This window comes from Streptococcus sp. FDAARGOS_192, from assembly GCF_002073815.2.
Classification (GTDB): domain Bacteria; phylum Bacillota; class Bacilli; order Lactobacillales; family Streptococcaceae; genus Streptococcus; species Streptococcus salivarius_H.
On record NZ_CP020431.2, the window covers coordinates 754788 to 778118 of the forward strand.

Consider the following 23331-nt stretch of genomic DNA (forward strand, 5'->3'; position numbering starts at 1 on the left):
CTCAATCTATACACAGAACGTCATGCTTCTTCGACATTTCTATTGCGATAAACTAGATTTTAAAACTTCTTCCAAACTCATAGCTGGACGTCCTAAGACTTTTTCGACATCTGTTGAAACCCCAGCTTGTTCCCCAACTTTGATAGCTGTATAGGTACTGACCCAAGCATCGTACTCCCAGTTTTGTGCTGGCCATTTTTTCCGTGACTCATAGGCCTCTTCTACCGATTCGTCTACATACGTGATGGCATTACCGGTCTCTTTTGAGAGAAGCTCTACGATTTCTTCCATAGAAAGATCCTCTGGTCCTGTTAGATTCAAGGTTTGATTTTCCCATTCCTTAGGGTTTAAGAGAATCTCTGCTGCGACCCTAGAAGTGTCCTTACGGGCAACAGCTGACACACGGCCCCTGCCAGCCGGACCACGAATTTCTCCATTTTCAAGAGCAATATCAATAAAGAAGTCCAAGTAAAAATTATCTCTTAGAAAAGTATAGGTGAACCCTAACTCCTTGATATAGGCTTCTGTCTGGGCATGATCACGAGACAAGGTAAAAGTTGCTTTTTCATCTGCTCCGTAAAAGGAGGTATAGACGATATGCTGCACTCCAGCAAGCTTTGCGGCATCTAAAAAACTCTTGTGTTCCTCAACACGCTCTGGATTTTCCCGAGCAGAGACCATCAATAAGACATCGATTCCCTTTAAGGCCTCAACCACCTCTGGAGTATTGGCATACACCATCTTACGAATTTCCGCTGACGCGTAGACTTTTGCACGCTCTGGGCTTCTTGCCAGATGGATAGAAGAAATTCCTTGCTGATCGACAAGATCAGCCACATAAGAGCCTAATTTCCCTGTTACACCTGTTATTCCAATCATAACTGTTACTTCCTTTCCCTTCATATCATTTTCTTTAGCTTTTAAATTTGTGATAATACGCTCTTGATAGGCTTCAAATTCTCGGATTTCTTGATCAGAAAAGCCTTGGTAGAAAATCTCTCCCAGTTCTTTGCTAACACGGTCTCCAATTTCTTTTTGCGCCCAACCGAGATCGGTCAAAACGACAAACTTCTTGCGCTTGTCTTGGTCACTCTGTTTAATCGTAACCAAGCCCTGGTCCACTAATTTCTTAATCATACTGGTCAGTGTATTGTTAGCTAATCCTGAAGCGAGGGCGATATCTGTCGCAGTTGCTCGACCATCTTCTTTTTGCCAAAGCACTGTTAAGATTTTTCCTTGTTCACTACGGTATTTGGCATCTGGTTCCTTGCTCAAGAGTTTTTGAAAAAGTCGCCCGTTCAATAAGCGTATCTGTAGAGCTTGGTAGCCCCCTAACATCTTGTCCATTTTGTCTCCTTTTTGTTCTATATCGAAATATTAAAGCTATTGTATCACTGTTTGTTACATCCGTCAACTGTTTCTATATAGAAACATTTTTTTTTAATAATGTTTGATAAATCGTATAATCAAAATTTTTAAAAACATTGAATACAACTGTCATATCAGGGTGTTTTTTCTGAAACTGTAGAACCGTCTCTATCGCAATCTTGGCTCCCTCTTCATTTGGAAAATGAAATTCTCCTGTTGAGATACAACAGAAGGCTAAGCTTCTAAGACCTTTTTCATAAGCCAAGGTCAAACACGCTTCATAAGATGACGCTAACTGTCGTCTTTCCAAATCTGTCACTTTGTCATAGATAACGGGCCCAACCGTGTGAAGGACATAGCGAGAAGGTAGATTGTAGGCCTTGGTCATCTTTGCCTGACCCGTAGCTTCAACCTCTCCTTGCTCCTGCATGAGCTTATGACAGGCTAAACGTAGTTCAACTCCTGCAGCTGTGTGAATGGCATTGTCAATACACGAATGATTAGGTACAAAACAACCTAAAAGCTTACTGTTGGCCGCATTGACAATGGCATCGACTGCCAGGCGAGTGATATCTCCTTGCCACAGGTAGAGATTGGGCCGAACCGGAGTCAAGTCTTTTAAGTCTACAACTCCTTTTTCTACTAGTTTTTCTTGTAAATAACGGTCTTGTTGGTAGAGAAAGTTGGCTGTTACTGGTGCTGGATAGCGGACATTTTGAAGAGCCCGATATAACACTTCTTGCTCCTCTACCTTTTCAGGAATCTCTAGTTCTGTCAATCCCTGCTCGCTTTTTAAAACATCAATCAAATATTCTAGTCTGCTAGCCATTGTTGGAGTACCTCCCCCATATCATCATTTATAGAAATTGTCTTTTCCTTTGTAGCAGCAAAACCTTCAAGATCATCACGATTGAGGCGAATCAAATGGGCCTTTGGAAATACTGCTGTCATTTTCTCAAAAGGATAGCGAATGATGGTCGGCGTATTGTATCCGACACCCAATTCTAAGAAGACAACCGTTTGATCTTCCATCCCTTCTAAAAATCCTAGATAATCTTCATAAGAAGCCTCCCAAGTCTCATCTTGGACAAAAGCCTGGTCTACACGTAAATGCATGGTCATTGTCGCCCCACAATGAGGACAATACGGTATCAAGTCAGTTGGAATTTTCAAGCCCTTGATTTCCTTTAGCATCTCCATGACAGCTTCTTCATTATCAAAGACTTCCTGACGACAAGGGACGGAGCACTGCCATTCTCCATAGTTGCCTTGCACTTCAAAGAAATGCTCTGGAGCAAATCCTGTCTTCATAAACTGCCCATCTACATTGGTCGTAATCACAAAATAATCCTTGTCCTTAACCAAGTCGAAAAGATCTCTATAAAGCGAAAGTCCCTCCGGTTGGTAACGATTATGATAGATATGCTTAGCCCAATAACCCCAGCGCTCTTCAGCGGTCTCAAAAGGATAAAAAGCTGCAGAGTACATATCCTGCATGCCATAACGAGCAATATAATCTTTAAAGAAAACCTCAAAACGTGAGCCTGAGTAGGTTAAGCCAGCTGCTGCAGATAAGCCAGCTCCCGCTCCGATCACAATTTTATCTGCTTCTTCAATGATTTTCTTCGCTTCTTGAATCTTTGTCATCTTATCATCCCTCAATTTCAAATCTTGCTTGGTAGGGTGGCAATTGCGTCAAATCATAAAAGTCCCCTACTGCTTTTTTAAAACGAAAGACTTGTAGGTGACTACTCCCCTCCTCTGTCGAATAAATCTCAAACATGTATGGATTGGCGTCCAACAACGCTCCAAGATGATCTTTTCCAATCCATTCCACCTGACCGGTTAAGGAAATAGATTTACGGTCCATGGTTCCTGCCCCTTGAGTCATCCCTGTCAACGCTACACGTCCATCTTCCTTAAGACGCTTGTACAGAGGTTTAAAATCAGCAGTCAAAAAATAAACTGTTTTCCCATCCTCCCACATCATATCCATAACAGCTGTATGAGGATGTCCTGTTTCATCAACCGTTGCCACTACAACTGAATGAATCTCTTCGACTAGTACTTTCAAATAATCCATTATAAAACACCATGTCTTTCTTTTAGTTTTAGTTCGATATCGAACTTTATATTCTGAATTGTAACACATTTAATTACATCCGTCAACTACTTCGATATATAAGTACCTTAAAAAACAAAAAAACTTCCCTAATCATCTAGGAAAGTTCTTTCTATGATTTTTGATGTCTTAAAAAATTTTATTCAGCCTTAGTAATATCTTCACGCATCTCATCGACATTGAATTTAGCAAAAAGATACTGACGGTCTTGAACTGGGAAACGTTGGTCGAGTTGGTCAACTGGACCAACTTCGATAATACCATTTTCAATAACAAAATCCATAACGTGACCACCAAATGTCAAGTCGTCTGAAATGAAATGGAGGTGATACCCAGCAACACTCACACCGTGGAACATCTCTGGGGTCCAAATACCAACGATAGTACCTGAAATATTATCCACCTCGTACTCAGGTTGGCGAGTGGCAACATCAGCAAACTTAATATCGGCATTTGATTTTGGAATCATGCGCACGTGCATATGTTTAAAATGACCCTTAATTTTGATAGAACGGAAAAGATTAACCCCATCATAATAAGATTCAATACGATCCTCAAGTTCTTTATCAGTCATTTCATAACGTTGACGGAAGATAACTTCAGCTTGGTGAGGTACGACTGCTGCATAGGGTACTTTTTCATCAGGAGAAACTTCTACCACTTCGACCTTACCTTCAGACCCTTTGGCTTGATAGGCTTTACCGTCAAGAACAATCAACTCACCATCGATAGAATCTAATGTTCCGAGACCCAAGTCTCCATGCTCCAACAATTCTCCAACTGTTAAAGTACCTCCATAAAGCCCAGCCATCAAGGCTCCCAAAGTATTATATTGAAATAATTTTATGGCTTCAGACATGTCTACACCCTCTTTTTAGTAAAATTCATCTGGCAAAATAGTTTCGCCGAGTTTAATATTGTCTTTATAGTCGATTGGAACATCAATAAGGACTGGTCCATCTACAGCTTGAGCCAAAGCTTCTTGAAGCAAGCTAGCAAACTCTTCTTTACTTGTTGCACGATAACCTTTCGCTCCAAAGCTCTCAGCATATTTTACAAAATCTACAGGACCAAAGTCAACCCCAGATGAACGACCGTACTTCATTTCTTCCTGGAATTCCACCATATTGTAATGGCCATCGTTCCAGATAATATGAACAATTGGCAATTTCAAACGAACTGCCGTTTCCAATTCTTGCGCTGAGAAGAGGAAACCACCGTCACCAGAAACAGAAATGACTTTTGTCTTAGGACGAACCAAAGCTGCAGAAATGGCCCACGGAAGAGCAACCCCTAAAGTTTGCATCCCATTTGAGAAAAGCAAATGACGTGGTTCATAAGATTTGAAATAGCGAGCCATCCAAATATAGTGACTACCAACGTCAACGGTGACTGTCATGTCATCTTTGGTTTGGTCTTGCAAAACTTCAATCAAATCTAGCGGATGTACCTTTCCTTCTTCAGGTCGGCGATCAAACTTAACATCCTCAACAACGTTATTCTTCAACCCTTTAAGGTATTCAACTGATCCTTCAGGTAATTTATAACCTTGAATAGCTGGCAAGAGCAAATCTAAAGTTGCTTCAACATTACCAATCAACTCACGTTCTGGCTGGAAGTAAGTATCCACCTCAGCAGGTTCAACGTCAATGACAATGATACGGGCTGAAATTTCAGCATTCCAGTTACGTGCTTCATATTCGATTGGGTCATAACCAATGGCAATAATCAAGTCAGACTTCTTAAGCAACATGTCCCCCGGTTGGTTACGGAAAAGACCAACACGACCAAAGAAAGTATCTTCTTCAAGGTCACGTGACACGATACCAGCACCTTGGAAAGTTTCAACAACTGGTAATTTGACATGCTTCAAAATTTGACGAATAGAGTAAGTGACAGCTTCTGATGAAGCACCATTCCCCAATAGAAAAACTGGCAACACTGCATTTTTAATGGCTTGTGCGAGATAGTTAATATCAGAAACAGATGCTGAACCAAGTTTTGGATCAGTCATAGGCTTTATAGCCTTAACACTGACCGGAGCATCAGTCACGTCTTGAGGAATTGAAATAAAGCTTGCACCTGGTTTCCCTGACTTAGCATGACGATAGGCATTTGCTACCGTTTCAGAAAGGGTGTTAGCATCATGTACTTCAGCAGCATACTTGGTAATTGGTTCAAGCATGGCAACATTATTCATTGATTGGTGGGCACGTTTCAAGAGATCTGCACGCTTAACCTGACCACCAATAGCAAGAACAGGGTCTCCTTCATCTGTCGCTGTTACCAAACCAGTAGCCAAATTAGAGACACCTGGACCAGATGTTACCAATACTACACCAGGTTTCCCTGTAATACGTCCAACACCTTGAGCCATAAAAGCAGCATTTTGCTCATGACGGGCAACAATCAATTCAGGTCCCTTATCTTCCAAGGTATCAAAAACCCTATCGATTTTTGCGCCTGGAATCCCAAAGACATAATCAACATCATGGTTGATCAAACTATCAACCACTAAATCCGCACCATACAATTGCTTTTCTTCTGACATGAACACAGTCCTTCTGGCCCTAAAATGGTAGAGCCAACTTTCCTTTCAAGTATAAGTCACAAAGTGTCAAAGTCTGCTCGTTTTTTCACAAACTTTCATCACTTCACAATTCTGTTATCATTATAGCACAGTTTTCAGACAATCTTGTGAAAAAAAGATTGTGAAATTTTGAACTTCTAGCACAAAAAGAAACACCTGATTGCTATCAGATGTTTATGCATTTTTTACCTTAGCAAATTCTCGATTGAGATAATTTTGCAGGCCTTCAAAAATCTCTAGTAGCTGGAGGTAATTAGACAAACTTGAGCGACCAGGAATGTCAACGACATCCAAAGAAATGCGGTCCAAGTCCTTTTCGTAAAGAATACGGAAGGATACCACTGCTTGGTCAGAAAAATAATTTTCCCCTGCCATAATGTAGCACTCATAAATGATGCCAACAGGATTCGCAACCTTCAACTCAATACGAACTGCGCCTAATCCTAAGGCCTCCACTTGCTGAAAACGCTCCAGAATAGCCTGTCGCTGACTAGGAATAAAACTTGTGATATCCATTGTGGCCCTCCCAACATTCCTTTTTGTCTATTATAGCCTAAAGCCGAGAAAAAAGCTTGTGTAGGGTTTGTAGAAGCCACATAGACATTCAAGAATACTTAGTCGCCCCCTTTGTAGTCTCTAAACTCTGACTTAATAGTGGAATCATAATCATGTTTATCCACCCAATCCTTTATATCAGCAAAAGAATGGATATCTTTCTTAATACTAGCACTGTCCTCTACAGAAACTACAATTGTATCTTCTCCATTTGTTCCCAACCAATGTAAGATATCATTTGTTTGCTCTTCAGGAGAAAAATAGATTTGTGATTGTCTTTCGTACTCTCTATCTCTATAAGTCTCATATTGAGCTAATTGCTTTTTATAGGCATTATATTTCCTATCGTAATCCTTTTGAACTTTTTGACGTGCTTTTTCGTAAGCTCGATAGTCTTTCTGATAGTCTTGTTGAGCCTTTTTGTTAAGAATCTCACTGAAACTTAAGGTTTTAACAGGAAAAATAGAATCAGGAAAAACATTTAATTCTGGGACTTTCTTTGGTGCACTTGGTTTATCAGGTCCTTTCCTTTTCACTGGCTCAGTTGGACCAGCTGGGAAATCTCCCTCCTTGCCTTGACGGGTCAATACTTTAAATTTCTTTATTGTATTACTATTTGTTGTTGTCTGATTAACGGCTTCTTGGTAAATATGTTTGACTTTGGGATTGTCATTAAATAGATTAATCTGACTCTCCTCTTTGGAAATGTCTACATTATCAATTTCTATGATAAGGTTTAGGTGAGCGGATAAATAGCTGTCCTTTGGGGCTGGGGACTTCCTTAAAAGCTCATCCAAATTTCCTTCTCTCTTTAAATATCCCCACATGGTGCTATCATTCATCTGATTACGAGCAGAACTCTTATCACCATAATAAAGCAGTTCATCCTTACTATAAGAATAATCTGGTAAATTGCTAGTTAAAAATTGATTCGTATCCAAATTGTAAGCGAATTGCTTGTCGCTTCGAGTATTCCTCAAGAAAACATAATCATAACCATCAATCGTTCTTAAAGACACAGCCAATTCTTTGATTTCCTTAAAATCCCTGATTTTCTTCAAATATGGAGTTAGATTAATAATTTTCTTTTTAAAATCTTTGTTAATATCATAAACTACCAAATGAGCTTGATGGAGACTACTCATGGTATCGTAATAGCGAACAAAATGGTTTCTACCAATCAACTCAGTCGCTACGTTATCTTCAGAATTATAGTAAGTGGGTTCTTCCTGACTAATGGCAACATACTGATGGCGACTGCCAAAAATCTCATTGTCAGTTACCTTATCTGCTTTTAGAGCAGTCTGTAATTCCTCTACAGCTTTTTCTTGAAATTTATGTTTGACATAAGCATTTCCTAAAAAGAAAAGTGTGAGTAGAGTCGCAGTATAAATCCTTCCACGCTTCGAGAAGGGAAATCTTAAAATCTTCTTAATCATAACTTTTTTACAAAAATAGCCAGAACATCACATTCTGACTATTACTTTTATTTCTCATCTTCGTCCATTGAAAGCACTGACAAGAAGGCTTCTTGTGGGACTTCAACCGAACCGATGGCTTTCATACGTTTCTTACCGGCTTTTTGTTTTTCGAGAAGTTTACGTTTACGTGAAACGTCACCACCGTAACACTTAGCCAAGACGTTTTTACGAAGGGCTTTGATATCTGTACGAGCAACGATTTTTTGACCGATAGCCGCTTGGATAGGCACTTCGAATTGTTGACGTGGAATGATTTTCTTAAGTTTATCAACGATAAGTTTTCCACGCTCGTAGGCAAATTCCTTGTGAACGATGAAGCTAAGGGCATCGACTTTGTCACCATTAAGGAGAATATCCATTTTCACCAATTGTGAACGACGGTATTCTGACAATTCATAGTCAAAGCTTGCATAACCGCGTGTTGATGATTTCAATTTATCAAAGAAATCAAAGACGATTTCAGCAAGTGGAATCTGATAGATAACGTTGACACGATTATCATCGATATATTCCATGGTTTCAAAATCACCACGTTTACGTTGTGCCAACTCCATAACCGCACCAACATATTCTTGAGGAACCATGATTTGAGCTTTAACATAAGGCTCTTCGATAGCATCAATGCGTGTAGGATCTGGGAACTCAGATGGGTTAGACACTTCAAGCATCTCACCGTCAGTAGTATTAACATGGTAAACTACCGATGGCGCTGTCATAATGAGGTCGATGTTAAACTCACGTTCCAAACGTTCTTGGATAACATCCATGTGAAGAAGACCCAAGAAGCCACAACGGAAACCAAAACCAAGGGCTTGAGATGTTTCAGGCTCAAATTGAAGACTGGCATCGTTCAACTGGAGTTTTTCAAGGGCTTCACGCAAGTCATTATATTTATTTGATTCAATTGGGTAAAGACCTGCAAACACCATTGGGTTCATTTGCTTATAGCCATGGAGTGGCTCTGCAGCTGGATTATCCGCAAGTGTCACTGTATCACCGACACGAGTATCCGCAACGGTTTTAATTGAGGCTGCTATATAACCAACATCACCTGTCGCAAGGTAGTCACGGCCTACGGCTTTAGGTGTGAAGATACCAACCTCAGTAACATCAAAGGTCTTACCATTAGACATCATTTGAATCTTATCGCCTGGTTTAACCATTCCGTTAACCACACGCACTTGGAGGATAACCCCACGGTAAGCATCGTAAACAGAGTCAAAGATAAGGGCTTGGAGAGGCGCTTCAACATCACCTTGAGGTGCAGGAACTTTCTCAACGATTTGTTCGAGAATCTCTTCAATACCAATACCAGCCTTAGCTGACGCAAGCACAGCCTCAGAAGCATCTAGTCCGATAACATCTTCAACCTCTGTACGCACACGCTCAGGATCTGCAGCTGGAAGGTCAATTTTATTGATAACTGGTAAGATTTCCAAGTCATTATCTAGTGCCAAGTAAACATTGGCAAGTGTTTGTGCTTCAATTCCTTGAGCTGCATCCACCACCAAGATGGCACCCTCACAGGCAGCAAGAGAACGTGACACCTCATAAGTAAAGTCCACGTGTCCCGGTGTGTCGATAAGGTGGAAAATGTATGTTTCGCCATCTTTAGCAGTATAGTTAAGCTCAATGGCATTTAGTTTAATAGTGATTCCACGTTCACGCTCAAGGTCCATGCTATCAAGGAGTTGCGCCTGCATCTCACGACTTGACACTGTTTCAGTCTTTTCCAAGATACGGTCAGCAAGCGTTGATTTCCCATGGTCAATATGGGCAATAATAGAGAAGTTACGAATCTTCTCCTGTCGTTGTTTTAATTCTTCAATATTTGGCATTTTTATCTTTCCTAGTTCTTACTTGTGATTATAAAAAAACTAATCGTTACCTTCTATTATACAAAAAAGACAGGCTTTTGCCTATCTCTAATATCTGCTTTCTGACTGCATTTAGTCCTTATTATTTCTTAAAAGTATCGTTGTAGTGCTTATTAATAATTGCTGAACGCTTGTTTTCTGTTGAACTACTTGAAAATGGACCTAAACCACAGGCTAGTACAACAACTCCTAATAGAATAAGGCAATAAAATGGATGCTCAACAATATAGTGTAAAATGTCTGACATAGGAAGGCTCCTCTCAAATCATAATTAATTACGATTATATTATCAGAAATATTATGTTTTATCAAGCAAAAAAGAGAGCCTTTCGCTCTCCCTTTCAATCTTAATGGAATTGCATACCACCATCAACGATGATAGTTTGACCTGTGATGTAGTTTGAGTCAGGTCCAGCAAGGAAGCTAACTGCTGCTGCTACGTCTTCAGGTTCAGACAAACGTTTGAGGGTAATATCTTTAGCAAAAGTTTGCATACCCCATTCATCATCTTTACCAGCATTTTTACCAACTTCGTGGGCAATGTCAAACATCATTGGAGTCTTAACGATACCTGGTGCATAAGCATTGACAGTGATGCCTGAATCAGCCAAATCACGCGCCAAAGTTTGAGTAATACCACGCACTGCGAATTTAGTACCACCATATACAGTCAAGTTAGGGTTACCAACGACACCAGCCTGAGATGTTGCATTGATGATTTTACCACCATGACCGAGTGCTTTAAATTGTGCTTGTGCAGCTTGAGCACCCCAAATAACACCACCGACATTGATGTTAAATGTACGTTGGAACTGTTCTTCAGTAATTGTATCAAGAGGTGTTGTTGGAGCCACACCGGCATTATTAACAACAACATTCAAATCGCCAAAGTGATCAACAACTTTTTGGAAAGCAGCTGCTACTTCAGCTTGTTTAGATACATCAGCTACAACTGCAAATGCTTTATCTGCTGACAATTCAGCAACCGCTTTTTCTGCAGTTTCAGCGTTGTAGTCCAATACTCCGACTTTAAAACCATCTTCAACCAAACGTTTTGCAATCGCAAAACCAATACCTTGACCTGCACCTGTAACAATAGCAACTTTTGACATACGAAATCCTCCTCTACCAATTAGAGTCACTAGCTTAATAAGAAGCCTTATCTCAATTGGAATACGCTAAGTTAGTCAAGTTCTGGCAAAGTCATTTTTCATAGGCTTTGTCTTAACTCAATTAAAATTCTACCCCTTTATGAAAACGTTGTCAAGTAATTATCAAACTTTTCTGAAAACAAATAAGACCACCTTGAGGTGACCTTATTTCTATTATTCTTCAAATTCAAAACCTATTGCTTCCATATCGTCCAAACCACCTAGATTAGTCACCTTAGTATAGCCTCTCTCTTTAAGGACCGATGCAGCAAATTCTGCACGAGGCCCCATTTTACAATAGAGGTAAATGAAAGCGTCTTTTTCAGCTGGAATGTCAGCAGAGAAAAACTGGGTATGAGGTATTAAGAGGGCATCCTTAACATGTCCTTCTGCATACTCTTCTGGACTCCTGACATCAATTAACAGTCCACCCTTGGCTAGGTCTGACTGAATTTGTGCTAAATCCATCCTACTCACCAAACCAAATCTTAATTTCTCGAGCCGCAGATTCTTCTGAATCAGAGCCATGAACGATATTTGGAATCATGTCACCATCTGGTGCGGTTGCAAAGTCTCCACGAATCGTTCCAGGAGCAGCATCGCCTGGATTGGTTGCTCCCATCATATCACGCCATGACTTGATAACACCTGGACCAGAAATAATACCAATAACGGATGGACCACTCATCATAAATTCTGCAATGCTAGGGAAAAAAGGTTTATCAACCAATTGAGCATAATGTTCTTTAAGACGTTCTTCGTCAAGTGTCAGCATTTCCATTCGTTCAATAATGAAGCCACGACGCTCAATACGATCAATCACTTGTCCCATCAAGTGTCGTTTTACAGCATCTGGTTTAATAATAAAAAATGTTTTTTGCATGTTCCCAACCTTCATTGTTTTCTTTTCATTTTACCATAGGAAGTATCATTTTGCAGACCAAAACCTTATATAGTCTTAAACTATACCCTCAGAAAGAAAATAACTATTTTCAATTGAAATAAATAAAAAGTATGATAGACATAAAATCTTTTTTGAGGTGAATCTTATGACAAAATCTAAATTTCAATTAGTTGGTTCTCTCCTTCGTCCTGCGGATCTCCGTAAATACAAGGACGAAATCGAGCACCGTGACGACATCCAGTATCCTTTCTACGATGCCCTCCCTGGTTATCAAGAAACCGAAACTGCAGATATTAAGCAAATTGTGGCTGACCAAAAAGCTAACGGTATTGACATCCTTACTGATGGTGAGTTTGGACGTTCTATGTGGCATTTAGACTTTGTCTGGGGATTTAAAGGAATTGAACGCTACATTGCTGAGCATGGCTACACTTTTAAAGACCATGATGGTGGTCAATATGAAACACGTAAAGATATCGGTATTCGCATCACTGAGCCGCTCTCAGGTAAAAACCACCATTACCTAGATATCTATAAATTGGTTAAGGCTGAGGCTGGTGATGAAGATACCAAACAAACTATCTGGGGTCCTGCCCATGCCTACACTGAACTTGCTATCTTTGACCGTTTGGCTGGTCCAGGTCAAGTCTATGAAACAAATGAAGACCTTAAAAAAGGTTTGATTAATGCCTATAAAGAATTCTTGAAAGAATACAAGGCAGTAGGTGGAAAAATCGTTCAATTTGATGACTGTCTCTGGGAACTCTTTGACCCATCAAACCCTGCAAGTTTCTTTGCGGAAGGTAATTCTGATTTGGCAGAATTGGCTGATGAGTTTGTAGCTATCAATAACGAGGTAGTAGACTATGCTCACGAACTTGGTTTAACGGTTTGGACCCACAACTGTCGTGGTAACTATGAAAGCCGTTCTGCTGCCGAAGGAACTTACGAAGCCATTGCTAAGAAGTTCTTGGCAGAGCAACACTATGATCGCTTCTTCCTTGAATGGGACAGCGATACGGCTGGTGATATCAAGGCTCTCGAAGCCCTCAAAGACAGCAAAGCTGAAGTTGTACTAGGACTTTTATCATCTAAAACAACTGAACTTGATGACGAAGAACGTGTTCTTGACTTGCTTGAAAAAGCTAGTCAAATCCTTCCTAAAGAGCGTCTCTTCCTTTCTCACCAATGTGGTTTCGCCTCATGTGACTCAGGTAATGAGTTGGCAACACCACAACAATGGGCTAAAATTAAACAAGGTCAAGATATCGCTAAGAAATTCTTTGGTTAATTGAATACTTTTAGATCTGAAAAATCCCTTACCGCATTCGGTAAGGGATTTTAATGTTGTCTAAGCTTGAATAAAAGGTTGTAAATCTTTAAGAGCACGCTCAGCAATTTTTTCGTAACGCTCTTTCTTGTCACGAATACGTGGACCTTCCAACTCTTTGATAATACCAAAGTTAACATTCATTGGTTGGAAATGTTTGCTCTCAGCATGTGTCACATAATATGGGAGGCTTCCGATAGCTGTTGTATGAGGGAAGATAACTTCATCTTCACCTTTAAAGAGACGGGCTGCATTGATTCCAGCAACCAAACCTGAGGCAGCTGATTCAACATAGCCTTCAACACCAGTCATTTGCCCCGCAAAGAACAATTTAGGGTTTGATTTTGATTGGAAAGTCTGCTTAAGCAAGTTTGGCGAATCCATGTAAGAGTTGCGGTGCATAACCCCATAACGCACAAATTCAGCATTTTCAAGACCTGGAATCATTTGGAAGACACGCTTTTGCTCGCCCCATTTGAGGTGGGTTTGGAAACCAACAATATTATAGAGACTACCAGCCGCATTGTCCTGACGAAGCTGAACAACTGCATAAGGTGTCTTGAAATCGCCGTCACGTGGCCCTTTGTAATCCTCAGGATACTCCAAACCAACCGGTTTCATAGGGCCATAGAGCATTGTCTTAATGCCACGTTTAGCCATGACCTCGATAGGCATACACCCTTCGAAATACTTTTCTTTTTCAAAGGAATTCAAAGGAGCTTCTTCAGCTGTTGTCAAAGCCTCATGGAAAGCCATGAACTCTTCCTTGGTCATAGGACAGTTTAGATAAGCTGCTTCACCCTTGTCATAGCGTGACTTAAGGTAAACCTTGTTCATATCGATAGTCGATTTATCAACGATTGGTGCAGCGGCATCATAGAAATAGAAGCCATCTCCACCGTTAAGCTCATGAATTTTTTCAGCTAGAGCATCAGAAGTCAATGGTCCTGAAGCAATAACTGTAATGGCATCATCAGGAATTTCTGTGATTTCTTCACGGATAACTTCAATTAATGGATGATTTTCAATTTCCGCTGTAACAGCTTCTGCATAGCCTTCACGGTCCACCGCCATAGCACCACCTGCTGGCACACGGTGAGCTTCTCCATTTCGCATAATGATAGAGTCCAAACGACGCATTTCTTCTTTAAGAAGCCCTACAGCGTTGGTCAAGCTATCTCCACGGAAAGAGTTAGAGCAAACCAATTCTGCAAAATTTGTTGTCTTATGCTGCGGTGTTGCTTTGACCCCACGCATTTCATAAAGTTTTACCGGAATACCACGTTTGGCAATCTGATAAGCCGCCTCGGAGCCGGCCAAACCAGCTCCAATCACGTTAATATAATCTGCTTTTGATTGAGACATGACACTAATACCTCTTTGGAAACAAGATTAAATCCTATCTCCACAAATCTTTCTTCATTTTTACTCTTAGTAGTATAGCAAAAAACTCCTCGTCTGGCGACAGGAGTCATCTGAGTTTAAAGAGGTAAAATGATAGTTACTTTAGCACCACACGTTGTATGGTCATTTGAAAGAGAAAGGCTACCATGGTGTAACCGAACTATATCATTGGCAATAGTCAGACCAAGTCCGCTGTGATTGCGACTCTGTCTACTTTTATCTTCCTGATAAAAGAGCTGAGTCGCCTTTTCAAGAGATTCAAGGGAAAATCCAGGTCCAGAATCAAGGCAGATAAACTTGAATTCATCAGATGCGATTTTGGTGAACAAGGTTAACTGACTGCCACTAGGTGTATGCTCCACCGCATTCGAAACGATATTCATAATAGCTCGATTCAACAAGGGCCTATCCCAATGGCCTATGATTTCTTTCTCAATTTCTTTCTTGTCAAATACTACATTAATTTGTTTCGTTTGTGCTAGTGACAAGGTTTGATCGTAAATGTCTTCAACAAATTCCCTAACCGAAATGTCTTCAAGCTTCAAGGTTTTCTTCAAACTCGTTTTGTTGAGTTCGGACAACTCTTGAACATAGGAATCAACCTGTGCAATCCCTTTTTGAAAATGTTCTAACAAGTCCGTTTGTTCTTCATCTAAGGTCGTCATAGCTAAGAGTTCTGCATTGCCCCGAGCAACTGTCAATGGTGTCTTCAGGTCATGAGTTAAGGCTGAAATCTGATTTTGCTTATCCTTTTCTGCCTTCCAATTTTCCATCAAAGAGTCACGGAGTGCTACCCTCATATGATCCAAACCATTTAAAACCTGGTTAAACTCAGTAATTTTAGATTTGGACGTTTGAAAATCCAAGTCTTGCTCTGCTATTTTCTCTGTTGCCTTCAATATTGGTCTCAACTCTCGACTCAATTTACTAGCATAGTAAAAAGTTAAAGTAATAAATATGAGTAGGATAGACACAATCATTGAGCCAATCATCAATAGGTTAGCATTGGGAAAGTGCTGGTTCATCCACTCATTACGATACCGAGGTGATAGTTGATAATTGACAATGACGATGCCATCTGACCGTTCAAATGACTGAAAATAGCCATATTTGCCACCATGAGCATTCTTGAATTGGTAATCTAGCAAGGATTCTTCTTGCAAGTTAACTGGCATGTTAGACTTTTTAAGTTTAAAATCTCTAGTCAAGAAGACATAGCTTGTACCATCAGGCAAAACATTTGGATTAAAGACCTTAGAAGTTTCAATATCATTCCTGACGACAGACAAATCACTTTCTACCTGATTTGCTGGAAACACAACGCCAAAACGATAAGACAAGCTGAACAAAGACAAAATAAGCAGGCTACTGATTGCTGATAGAACTGTAAGACTGACGACATAAGATATCAAGATTGTTCTTAGAGAGTGTTCTCTTTTTTTAATTAGTGCCACTTGTAACCAATCCCCCAGACTGTTTCAATAGGATTTTGCCCAACATCTTTGAGCTTTGCACGGATATTTTTGATATGTTCGGCCACTGCTGTCGGACTCCCTTTATCCTCATAGCCGTACAAATGCGTGTAGATTTGTTCTTTGGAAAAGACTTGGCCCTTATTTTCAGCCAGAAACTGACAAATACCATATTCTGACTTAGTCAAATCTAACAACTGATTCTCAACATAAAGCTCCTGAGCAGACAAATCAAACTGAATATTTCCAATTAATAGCTTATGGTGGCGCTCACGATGTTCACGTCTCAAGTGTGCAGCCACACGCGCTTGAAGTTCTTTAACCCCAAATGGCTTGCAAATATAATCATCAGCACCATAAGTCAAGCCTTGAACAATATCAGCCTCTTGCGTTTTGGCTGTAATAAAGAGTATAGGACAATCCACCTGATCACGAATCTCATGACAAAACTGGAGACCGTCAACATCAGGCATCATGATATCCAGTAAAATCAAGTCAAACTGTGGCAACGAGTTCTTATCCAAATCTAAAACACTTGTAAGTCCCGTCACCTTATGATTTTGGAGCTCTAAAGCCTTTACAACCAATTGAACAATATCTTCCTGATCATCAACAACAAGTATCTGAGCCATAATCTTTCCTTTCGTACAAAGTTACCCTTATCATATCATCTATAGAAGATAACTGACAAGGCGTAGAGTAGATAAATCTATTAATAAGATTTTGAATTTATTGGCAAAAAACAAATAAATAACAAAGTCACCCCAACAATCCATAAAGGTAGGGAATTGAGTTGGCTCCAATCATTAAGGATAAGGCTATTGATAGGTAAAACAATAGGAAGCCAATGAGTAGACAAGAAAACTTTATTACTAGCAAAAATAATAAAAATAATTTCAACCATAGAGATAATAATATTACTAACACTGTTCAGACTCACTTGTATAAAGTAGTGAAAATGATTAAGAAAGACTATTAACATCCAACTTGATAGACTTACTACAAATCCATTCACACTATTCATAAGAAGGAGGTTTATGATAAGCCAACTAAATAAAGAAGGTAGGCTAAGGGTTAGGTCTACTATCAAAAGTTTAGCCAACCATAAACGTCTTTGCTTAGGGTAACTCGATATTTCTTGATAATGATTAGCGTATTTTTCTTGTTCAATCCCTAAAATTGACAAAAATGATGTCATTAGCGGATAGCATAAAAAAGATAATATGGCTAAATTAGTTAGAGAAAAACCATTAGGAACGAAGCTCACATACATTGGAATTGTAATGATCTCTAAGACAGCAAAACTGAGAATAAGATAAAGACCGAAAGTATTCTTTAATTTAAGTAACTCACTCCTTAGCATTTAATTGTCTCCTTTGCAGTGAAAAAGATAAAAGCAATGTCACTACTATTGATAGCATCATCGTAAGTAACACCTGAAAAATGCTAGTATGATTCGTATTTACAATAATATCCCCGGATGGTTTAAGGTTTAATAAAAATTGAGCTATTTTATAGTGATAGGTATAGGGGAAAACAAACCAGAGTGGACTCTGAGCAATAAAGGGTGCTATTAAAAGACAAACCAATGTATTAAGAGCTAATAGGATGAATTGACTCATGTATTTAGACATCAGATAAAGTAAAGGAATGTTCCATAAAGTTGTCAACCAAATTAAGATTAAGGAAATAGCTGTTTTAGGAATATTTATTGGAATAAAATCTGTGTAAATAAATGCAACGAGACTGAGGAAAGCTAGTAAGAATAAACTAGCAATCAATGTTCTCATTCCTATAAGCACCATTTTCATCAAGATAATTTTCCAAGTGAAATATACATTTGTAACATTTTGAAAATGCCCAGCCTGGTCTTCTAAACGTCTATCAACTATAAACAAAACACCATTTACAAGATATAAAAAGATAGCTTCCCACCAATAAACCGAGAAAGGAACAAAAATCTGTAACCCTCCCATTAAAAAGGCTATAAGAACGGTTAAAAATGGTATGATGATTAAGAATTTAGTCGTTCCTAAATGTTGTAATTTAAGCAATTCCGAATAGAATATCTTTTGCATATCACTAACCCCCATGAACAATTTTAAAGAAGAGTCTCTCAAGACTATCTACATTTTTGTTTTCACCATCATATTGAATTTTACCTTTGTCGAGAATAAGAATATGATCAGCAACCTTACTAATTTCTATAAGTTGATGACTGGAAACCAGAATTGTCATTCCTTTTGCTTTCAAGGAACGAATAAGGTTTAGCAATTCATTTATACCGTCAGGATCAAGTCCATTAGTAGGCTCATCTAGAATTAAAAATTGGGGATTAGTTAAAATAGCCATACCAATCCCAAGTCGTTGCTTCATACCTAATGAAAATTTACCGGCTTTTTTCTTTCCAGTATTTGAAAGACCAATTATTTCTAAGGTTTCATAAATTTTGGAATCAGGAATATCATATAACAACGCTTTTGTTTTTAGATTATCAAAAGCCGAAAGATTGTGATAAATTGCAGGTGTTTCGATTAATGCACCTAATAAATGTTTGTTTTTGGATGATCCATCAAATCGAATTTCTCCACTACTTTTTTGGACTAAGCCAAAAAGAATTTTCATCAGAGTTGACTTACCAGCACCATTTACTCCTAATAGACCAGAAACTGTTCCAGATTCAATTGTAAATGTGATGTTGTCTAAAATAGTCTTATCTTTGTAGGATTTTGAAAGTTGTTTAACAGTTATTTCCATTTGCACACCTCTTTTAGAATAGTTGTGTTTTCAATATAAGCTTATATTTATCTAATATCAGAAAATCACTTACTCTCCTTTCTTTTCATGCTTAGTATAAAAAACAAATTTAAGGAAAGTTTCAGTTTTTCTGATAAAATACAAAAAAACTATCCCAAGTTTTAACTTGAGATAGCTTTCTTTATTTAACAATAGATTCTTTGTAGTCACACTCTTCGTTGCTACAGATAACTTGCTTGCCGCCACCACGGACTTTCTTCTCGACAAGATAATCGCCTGATTTAGGACAGTTACGTCCAACAGGGATATCCCACGACGTAAATTCACAGTCAGGATAGCGATCACATCCATAAAAGACACGATTTCGTTTTGTCTTACGTTCGATGACCTGACCTTTACCACAGGTTGGACAAGTAACGCCAATTTCTTTGGTAATGGCTTTAGTATTGTGACAGTCGGGGAAGTTACTACATGCGTAGAACTTACCGTATCGACCAAGTTTGATGACCATTGGGTGACCACAGAGGTCACAATCAAAACCGGCAGGCTCATCCTTGATTTGGATTTTTTCAATACCTTCTTCAGCTTTTTCCAATTCTTTTTGGAATGGTTTGAAGAATTCATCAATAACCTTTTGCCATTGTTCCTTACCGATTTCAACTTTATCGAGTTTTCCTTCCATCTCGGCCGTGAATTTAACATCCACGATGTCAGGGAAGAATTCGACGATTAAGCTATTAACGATTTCACCAAGCTCTGTTGGTTCAAAACGTTTAGCTACCAATTTGACGTAGTAACGACGTTGAATAACATCAAGTGTCGGTGCATAAGTTGACGGACGACCAACACCATTTTCTTCCAGCGTCTTAATCAGAGTCGCTTCAGAATAGCGGGCAGGTGGTTGCGTGAAGTGTTGTTCAGGCGTTGTCACAACCTTCTTAACCGTATCACCTTCAGCCATATCAGGAAGCATCTTGTTCTTATCAGAATCGTTGTAAACGGCCATATAACCATCGAACTTGATTTGGCTACCATTTGCAGTGAAAATGACTCCGTTTTGAGACAAGGTCACCTTCATCGTATCAAATACTGCAGCTGTCATTTGACTCGCTACAAAACGATTCCAAATAAGAGTATAAAGCTTGAGTTGGTCCTTATCCAAATACTTAGCGATGCTTTCTGGTGTTTGGAAAACATTTGACGGACGAATAGCCTCATGGGCATCTTGTGCTCCCGAACTATTTTTCACCTTGCTGCCATGTTTTGAATACTTAGAACCAAAGCGTTCTGTAATAAATTCAGCAGCCTGGTTTTGTGCAACTGGACTGATACGTGTTGAGTCTGTACGCATATAGGTAATCAAACCTTGAGCGCCTGAACCAAGATTAATCCCTTCATACAACTGTTGGGCAACCATCATGGTCTTACGTGTACGGAAGTTAATCTTATTTGCAGCATCCTGTTGGAGAGATGAAGTTGTATATGGCAATGGCGCATTACGACGACGTTCTTTTTTCTCCACTTTATCAACGTTAAAGTCATCACTTGTGATACGAGAGAGAACGGCTTGAACATCGTCATTATTGTTGAGCTTAAGCTTTTTACCATCCAAGCCATAGAAGCTAGCCTGAAACTTCTTAGCACCCTTCTTAAAAGCACCATCAATAGTCCAGTATTCTTCTGGTTTAAAGGCCTTAATTTCATTTTCACGGTCAATAATAAGCTTAAGCGCTACTGATTGTACACGACCTGCAGAAAGACCTTTCTTAACCTTCTTCCATAGAAGCGGTGAAATAGAGTAACCCACAATACGGTCCAAGACACGACGAGCTTGTTGGGCATCTACCAAGTCCATGTCAATGGCGCGTGGCTCTACAAAGGCATTTTTTACCGCATCTTTAGTGATTTCGTTAAAAACGACACGATTCTTATCATCTGGCTCTAATCCAAGAATATGTGACAAATGCCATGAAATGGCTTCCCCTTCACGGTCCGGGTCACTTGCGAGAAAGACTTGCTTGGCTTTTTTAGCTTCTTTCTTCAATTCATTGATAAGAGGTCCCTTACCTCGAATATTAATGTACTGAGGTTCGTAGTTGTTTTCAAAATCAATCGACATACTTGATTTTTTCAAATCACGGATATGCCCAACAGAGGCTACAACTTTATAATTGCGGCCAAGATACTTCTCAATCGTTTTCGCTTTAGCAGGAGACTCCACGATGACCAAATTTTTCTTTGGTGTCGCTCTCTTTTTAGTCGCCTTTTTGGCTGTCGTTTTCTTTGTTGTTTTAGTTTTCGTTTTTGTTGTCGTTGCTGTCGCCATAGACTATTTCCTTATAATGTTATAAACTGGCTGCGCCACTCATCTGTCTAAAATCTAGTCACAAGACATTAAAAAATGAAACATCTTGGACCGAGCAACTAACATGATACCTTCCTTTTCTTTAACTGTCAATTAAAAACTTTTTCTCTATAGGAGAACTTTGATTTTTAAGAAAACTCTGAAAGGATGTCAAACCCTGTCGTAATGCACTTTGCGCCCTCTTGAATTAAGTGATGGCATCCGTCTGATTTTCCATCTAAAATATTTCCTGGAATAGCAAAAACATCTCTACCTTCTTCCATGGCACGCTCACAAGTAATCAGACTTCCTGAGCGAAGTTTTGCTTCTACGACCATAACTCCTTGACACAATCCAGAAATAATCCGATTGCGTTCAGGAAAGTGGTACTTGAGAGGCTGTTCACCCGGTCCATATTCTGTAAGAACTAAATGATTTTTGGCCATATAGTCCTGCAAAGCTTTATTTTCTTTAGGATAATAAACATCAAGTCCGGTCCCGATAACTGCAATGGTGTTCCCCTTATTTTTCAAGGCCTCCATATGCGCACAAGTATCAATCCCACGCGCCAATCCACTCACAATAGTAAAGTGATTCCCAAGTTCACTAACAATTTTTCGAACGGACTGTTTGCCTGTTTCAGAACACTTTCTTGCCCCAACAACAGCTAGCTTTGGTTTACTCAGCAAGTCAAGATTCCCCTGATAATAAAGGAGGACAGGAGGATTATAGGTATGCTTCAGCTCAATGGGATATTCATTATCAAAAATCGATAACGTAGGAAAACGTTCAAACTGTTCTTTGAGTTGCTTAATATCTAAACTCTTATACTTTTCCATAAAAAGAACGGCATTTTTAGACTTGGATACCACTGCCATATCACGTAAACTCAATTTTCTATCTTGAGTCTTTTGATAGTCCAAAATATTTAAGATATTCAAATTCGTCAACCCAGCGGCTTTAAGTTTAAAAAGTTCAAAATTATTCATATAAATACCTCCTTTTCATTATTCGTAACAGAAAAGAAAAAAGCTCCATTATGGAACTTTCCGTGATTATAAATCATTTTCAGAGGCAAAATAAGACGCGGCTCCTAGTAGGTTACTATCGTTATGGAAATGACAGGCTTGAATAGTTATGGGCTTAAAACCTAATTCAGGCTTATCCTTAAATAACTCCTCATAGGCATCACTTATTCCTTCTATTAAAGTACCTTGCCTACTGATACCACCACCGATAACAACTTTCTCCAGCCTAAAGAAGCTCTGCAAATTTAGCACAAGAACAGCAATTTCATGACAATAGTCTTTAAATAAAAGATTTAGCTCTTCCGATTGATTTCCCTCTATAGCTGAGAATACGGCTGGACCATCGTCTTGATCTAACCCAAGTAATTGACTGGCTTCATGAACAAAGCCTACTGCAGACCCCTTATTATCGACAAGACTTACTAAGCCATGCATAAACAATTCCCACTGGAAAGGTAGAGAGGTTTGACTCATGCTTTGGGGACTTGGAGCTCGCAGATATTGGGTGACTGACAGAGGTGATAACAAGACCTCCTGTGAGACAAGTCCTAAACCAACACCCGTACCTAAAACCAAGGCTGCCCCACAATCTAAATCTTGTAGACTTCCATATCTGGCTTCAGCCAAAGCTGCCGCATCAGCATCATTGATAACCTTTACAGGCAGTTGAAATGTTTTAGTCAATCGTGACCCAAGAGGACTAGCCGTTAAATATGGGATAAGACCTCCCTTGAAAATGAAGCCACGTTTACTATTTATTTCTCCTGGGCACGCAATGGCAATCCCAGAAATGATATCCTTGTGAGACGAGACAATATGCTCTAAAGTCAACCAAAAGTCGTCTAACGTTGGTGGTGTTGGAACTTTAGATTGATTGCTTATCTTAAAATCATCATCAACTAACCCAAACTTGATAAAGGTTCCTCCAATATCAATAGCTAAAATCAC

Annotated in this window: 23 protein-coding genes and 1 pseudogene; 1 reads left to right on the forward strand and 23 read right to left on the reverse strand. The window is 39.3% G+C overall.

The features are described from left to right. Positions 1-39: 39 nt before the first annotated feature. The 14 genes and pseudogenes from A6J31_RS11495 to ndk all read right to left on the reverse strand — a co-directional run bounded on the left by A6J31_RS11495 (position 40) and on the right by ndk (position 12027). Positions 40-879: an SDR family oxidoreductase gene (locus A6J31_RS11495; RefSeq protein ID WP_192573933.1), complete on the reverse strand. Its 840-nt coding sequence runs from the start codon at positions 877-879 to the stop codon at positions 40-42. A gap of 21 nt (positions 880-900) precedes the next feature. Further along, positions 901-1347, reverse strand: a pseudogene (locus A6J31_RS11500) (MarR family winged helix-turn-helix transcriptional regulator); the annotation flags it as partial. Positions 1348-1420: 73 nt separating this feature from the next. After that, a complete protein-coding gene (locus A6J31_RS04635) occupies positions 1421-2197 on the reverse strand; it encodes a protein-ADP-ribose hydrolase (RefSeq protein ID WP_080610553.1) in 777 nt (258 codons plus the stop codon). After that, a complete protein-coding gene (locus A6J31_RS04640) occupies positions 2182-3015 on the reverse strand; it encodes an SIR2 family NAD-dependent protein deacylase (protein ID WP_021144094.1) in 834 nt (277 codons plus the stop codon). Before A6J31_RS04640 ends, A6J31_RS04635 begins: the two co-directional genes overlap by 16 nt. Positions 3016-3019: 4 nt before the next feature. Further along, positions 3020-3451, reverse strand: coding sequence for a pyridoxamine 5'-phosphate oxidase family protein (locus tag A6J31_RS04645; RefSeq protein WP_080610554.1), 432 nt, complete (start codon positions 3449-3451; stop codon positions 3020-3022). 178 nt (positions 3452-3629) lie between these two features. Further along, positions 3630-4349, reverse strand: coding sequence for an acetolactate decarboxylase (gene budA, locus A6J31_RS04650; RefSeq protein WP_002883899.1), 720 nt, complete (start codon positions 4347-4349; stop codon positions 3630-3632). A 15-nt stretch (positions 4350-4364) separates the two neighbouring features. Further along, entirely contained in the window at positions 4365-6041 is a 1677-nt protein-coding gene (alsS, locus tag A6J31_RS04655) for an acetolactate synthase AlsS (RefSeq protein ID WP_004182457.1), read from the reverse strand. A 213-nt stretch (positions 6042-6254) separates the two neighbouring features. Next, the gene (locus A6J31_RS04660) at positions 6255-6596 is read right to left on the reverse strand and encodes a hypothetical protein (protein WP_080610555.1); all 342 of its coding nucleotides are present in this window, start codon (positions 6594-6596) and stop codon (positions 6255-6257) included. 98 nt (positions 6597-6694) lie between these two features. Next, positions 6695-8074, reverse strand: a complete 1380-nt coding sequence (locus tag A6J31_RS04665) for a hypothetical protein (RefSeq protein WP_080610556.1) — start codon at positions 8072-8074, stop codon at positions 6695-6697. A gap of 47 nt (positions 8075-8121) precedes the next feature. Next, positions 8122-9954, reverse strand: a complete 1833-nt coding sequence (gene lepA, locus A6J31_RS04670) for a translation elongation factor 4 (protein ID WP_003092624.1) — start codon at positions 9952-9954, stop codon at positions 8122-8124. A gap of 121 nt (positions 9955-10075) precedes the next feature. Continuing rightward, the gene (locus A6J31_RS11505; RefSeq protein ID WP_002883920.1) at positions 10076-10240 is read right to left on the reverse strand and encodes a hypothetical protein; all 165 of its coding nucleotides are present in this window, start codon (positions 10238-10240) and stop codon (positions 10076-10078) included. Positions 10241-10340: 100 nt separating this feature from the next. Continuing rightward, a complete protein-coding gene (locus A6J31_RS04675) occupies positions 10341-11105 on the reverse strand; it encodes a (S)-acetoin forming diacetyl reductase (RefSeq protein WP_002883902.1) in 765 nt (254 codons plus the stop codon). 213 nt (positions 11106-11318) lie between these two features. Continuing rightward, positions 11319-11612: a rhodanese-like domain-containing protein gene (locus A6J31_RS04680; protein ID WP_038676115.1), complete on the reverse strand. Its 294-nt coding sequence runs from the start codon at positions 11610-11612 to the stop codon at positions 11319-11321. A gap of 1 nt (position 11613) precedes the next feature. After that, positions 11614-12027, reverse strand: coding sequence for a nucleoside-diphosphate kinase (ndk, locus tag A6J31_RS04685; protein WP_158084842.1), 414 nt, complete (start codon positions 12025-12027; stop codon positions 11614-11616). Between the two features lie 166 nt (positions 12028-12193). Between ndk and A6J31_RS04690 the strand changes: the two genes are divergently transcribed. Beyond that, positions 12194-13339, forward strand: coding sequence for a cobalamin-independent methionine synthase II family protein (locus tag A6J31_RS04690; RefSeq protein ID WP_080610557.1), 1146 nt, complete (start codon positions 12194-12196; stop codon positions 13337-13339). Between the two features lie 60 nt (positions 13340-13399). Here the strand turns inward: A6J31_RS04690 and trmFO are convergent, their stop codons facing one another. From trmFO to A6J31_RS04735, 9 genes are all read right to left on the reverse strand, one after another. Then, complete coding sequence (gene trmFO / locus A6J31_RS04695) at positions 13400-14743, reverse strand: methylenetetrahydrofolate--tRNA-(uracil(54)-C(5))-methyltransferase (FADH(2)-oxidizing) TrmFO (RefSeq protein WP_080610558.1); 1344 nt, start codon at positions 14741-14743, stop codon at positions 13400-13402. A gap of 116 nt (positions 14744-14859) precedes the next feature. Beyond that, positions 14860-16236: a sensor histidine kinase gene (locus A6J31_RS04700; RefSeq protein ID WP_105291375.1), complete on the reverse strand. Its 1377-nt coding sequence runs from the start codon at positions 16234-16236 to the stop codon at positions 14860-14862. After that, positions 16227-16886 carry a response regulator transcription factor gene (locus tag A6J31_RS04705; RefSeq protein WP_080610559.1) on the reverse strand — a complete coding sequence of 220 codons (660 nt, stop codon included), beginning with the start codon at positions 16884-16886 and terminating at the stop codon, positions 16227-16229. Before A6J31_RS04705 ends, A6J31_RS04700 begins: the two co-directional genes overlap by 10 nt. Before the next feature lie 80 nt (positions 16887-16966). Then, complete coding sequence (locus tag A6J31_RS04710) at positions 16967-17452, reverse strand: nisG (RefSeq protein ID WP_225791579.1); 486 nt, start codon at positions 17450-17452, stop codon at positions 16967-16969. A gap of 151 nt (positions 17453-17603) precedes the next feature. Continuing rightward, the gene (locus tag A6J31_RS04715; RefSeq protein ID WP_225791580.1) at positions 17604-18332 is read right to left on the reverse strand and encodes a lantibiotic ABC transporter permease; all 729 of its coding nucleotides are present in this window, start codon (positions 18330-18332) and stop codon (positions 17604-17606) included. A gap of 4 nt (positions 18333-18336) precedes the next feature. After that, positions 18337-19011 (reverse strand): ABC transporter ATP-binding protein, encoded by a 675-nt coding sequence (locus A6J31_RS04720; protein ID WP_080610562.1) that lies wholly within the window; start codon positions 19009-19011, stop codon positions 18337-18339. 181 nt (positions 19012-19192) lie between these two features. Beyond that, positions 19193-21337 (reverse strand): type I DNA topoisomerase, encoded by a 2145-nt coding sequence (topA, locus tag A6J31_RS04725; protein ID WP_014633069.1) that lies wholly within the window; start codon positions 21335-21337, stop codon positions 19193-19195. Between the two features lie 167 nt (positions 21338-21504). Next, entirely contained in the window at positions 21505-22344 is an 840-nt protein-coding gene (gene dprA, locus A6J31_RS04730; protein ID WP_080610563.1) for a DNA-processing protein DprA, read from the reverse strand. Positions 22345-22410: 66 nt separating this feature from the next. After that, the gene (locus A6J31_RS04735; protein ID WP_080610564.1) at positions 22411-23331 is read right to left on the reverse strand and encodes an ROK family protein; all 921 of its coding nucleotides are present in this window, start codon (positions 23329-23331) and stop codon (positions 22411-22413) included.

Excerpts from the sequence above, each read along its gene's own strand:
- lepA (WP_003092624.1), bottom strand. The coding sequence starts at position 9,954 with ATGCCAAATATTGAAGAATTAAAACAACGACAGGAGAAGATTCGTAAC.
- topA (WP_014633069.1), bottom strand. The coding sequence starts at position 21,337 with ATGGCGACAGCAACGACAACAAAAACGAAAACTAAAACAACAAAGAAA.
- A6J31_RS11505 (WP_002883920.1), bottom strand. The coding sequence starts at position 10,240 with ATGTCAGACATTTTACACTATATTGTTGAGCATCCATTTTATTGCCTT.
- A6J31_RS04705 (WP_080610559.1), bottom strand. The coding sequence starts at position 16,886 with ATGGCTCAGATACTTGTTGTTGATGATCAGGAAGATATTGTTCAATTG.
- dprA (WP_080610563.1), bottom strand. The coding sequence starts at position 22,344 with ATGAATAATTTTGAACTTTTTAAACTTAAAGCCGCTGGGTTGACGAAT.
- A6J31_RS04665 (WP_080610556.1), bottom strand. The coding sequence starts at position 8,074 with ATGATTAAGAAGATTTTAAGATTTCCCTTCTCGAAGCGTGGAAGGATT.
- A6J31_RS04645 (WP_080610554.1), bottom strand. The coding sequence starts at position 3,451 with ATGGATTATTTGAAAGTACTAGTCGAAGAGATTCATTCAGTTGTAGTG.
- A6J31_RS04640 (WP_021144094.1), bottom strand. The coding sequence starts at position 3,015 with ATGACAAAGATTCAAGAAGCGAAGAAAATCATTGAAGAAGCAGATAAA.
- A6J31_RS04715 (WP_225791580.1), bottom strand. The coding sequence starts at position 18,332 with ATGCAAAAGATATTCTATTCGGAATTGCTTAAATTACAACATTTAGGA.
- A6J31_RS11495 (WP_192573933.1), bottom strand. The coding sequence starts at position 879 with ATGATTGGAATAACAGGTGTAACAGGGAAATTAGGCTCTTATGTGGCT.
- ndk (WP_158084842.1), bottom strand. The coding sequence starts at position 12,027 with ATGCAAAAAACATTTTTTATTATTAAACCAGATGCTGTAAAACGACAC.
- A6J31_RS04660 (WP_080610555.1), bottom strand. The coding sequence starts at position 6,596 with ATGGATATCACAAGTTTTATTCCTAGTCAGCGACAGGCTATTCTGGAG.
- alsS (WP_004182457.1), bottom strand. The coding sequence starts at position 6,041 with ATGTCAGAAGAAAAGCAATTGTATGGTGCGGATTTAGTGGTTGATAGT.
- trmFO (WP_080610558.1), bottom strand. The coding sequence starts at position 14,743 with ATGTCTCAATCAAAAGCAGATTATATTAACGTGATTGGAGCTGGTTTG.
- A6J31_RS04635 (WP_080610553.1), bottom strand. The coding sequence starts at position 2,197 with ATGGCTAGCAGACTAGAATATTTGATTGATGTTTTAAAAAGCGAGCAG.
- A6J31_RS04680 (WP_038676115.1), bottom strand. The coding sequence starts at position 11,612 with ATGGATTTAGCACAAATTCAGTCAGACCTAGCCAAGGGTGGACTGTTA.
- A6J31_RS04690 (WP_080610557.1), top strand. The coding sequence starts at position 12,194 with ATGACAAAATCTAAATTTCAATTAGTTGGTTCTCTCCTTCGTCCTGCG.
- budA (WP_002883899.1), bottom strand. The coding sequence starts at position 4,349 with ATGTCTGAAGCCATAAAATTATTTCAATATAATACTTTGGGAGCCTTG.
- A6J31_RS04710 (WP_225791579.1), bottom strand. The coding sequence starts at position 17,452 with ATGACATCATTTTTGTCAATTTTAGGGATTGAACAAGAAAAATACGCT.
- A6J31_RS04720 (WP_080610562.1), bottom strand. The coding sequence starts at position 19,011 with ATGGAAATAACTGTTAAACAACTTTCAAAATCCTACAAAGATAAGACT.
- A6J31_RS04675 (WP_002883902.1), bottom strand. The coding sequence starts at position 11,105 with ATGTCAAAAGTTGCTATTGTTACAGGTGCAGGTCAAGGTATTGGTTTT.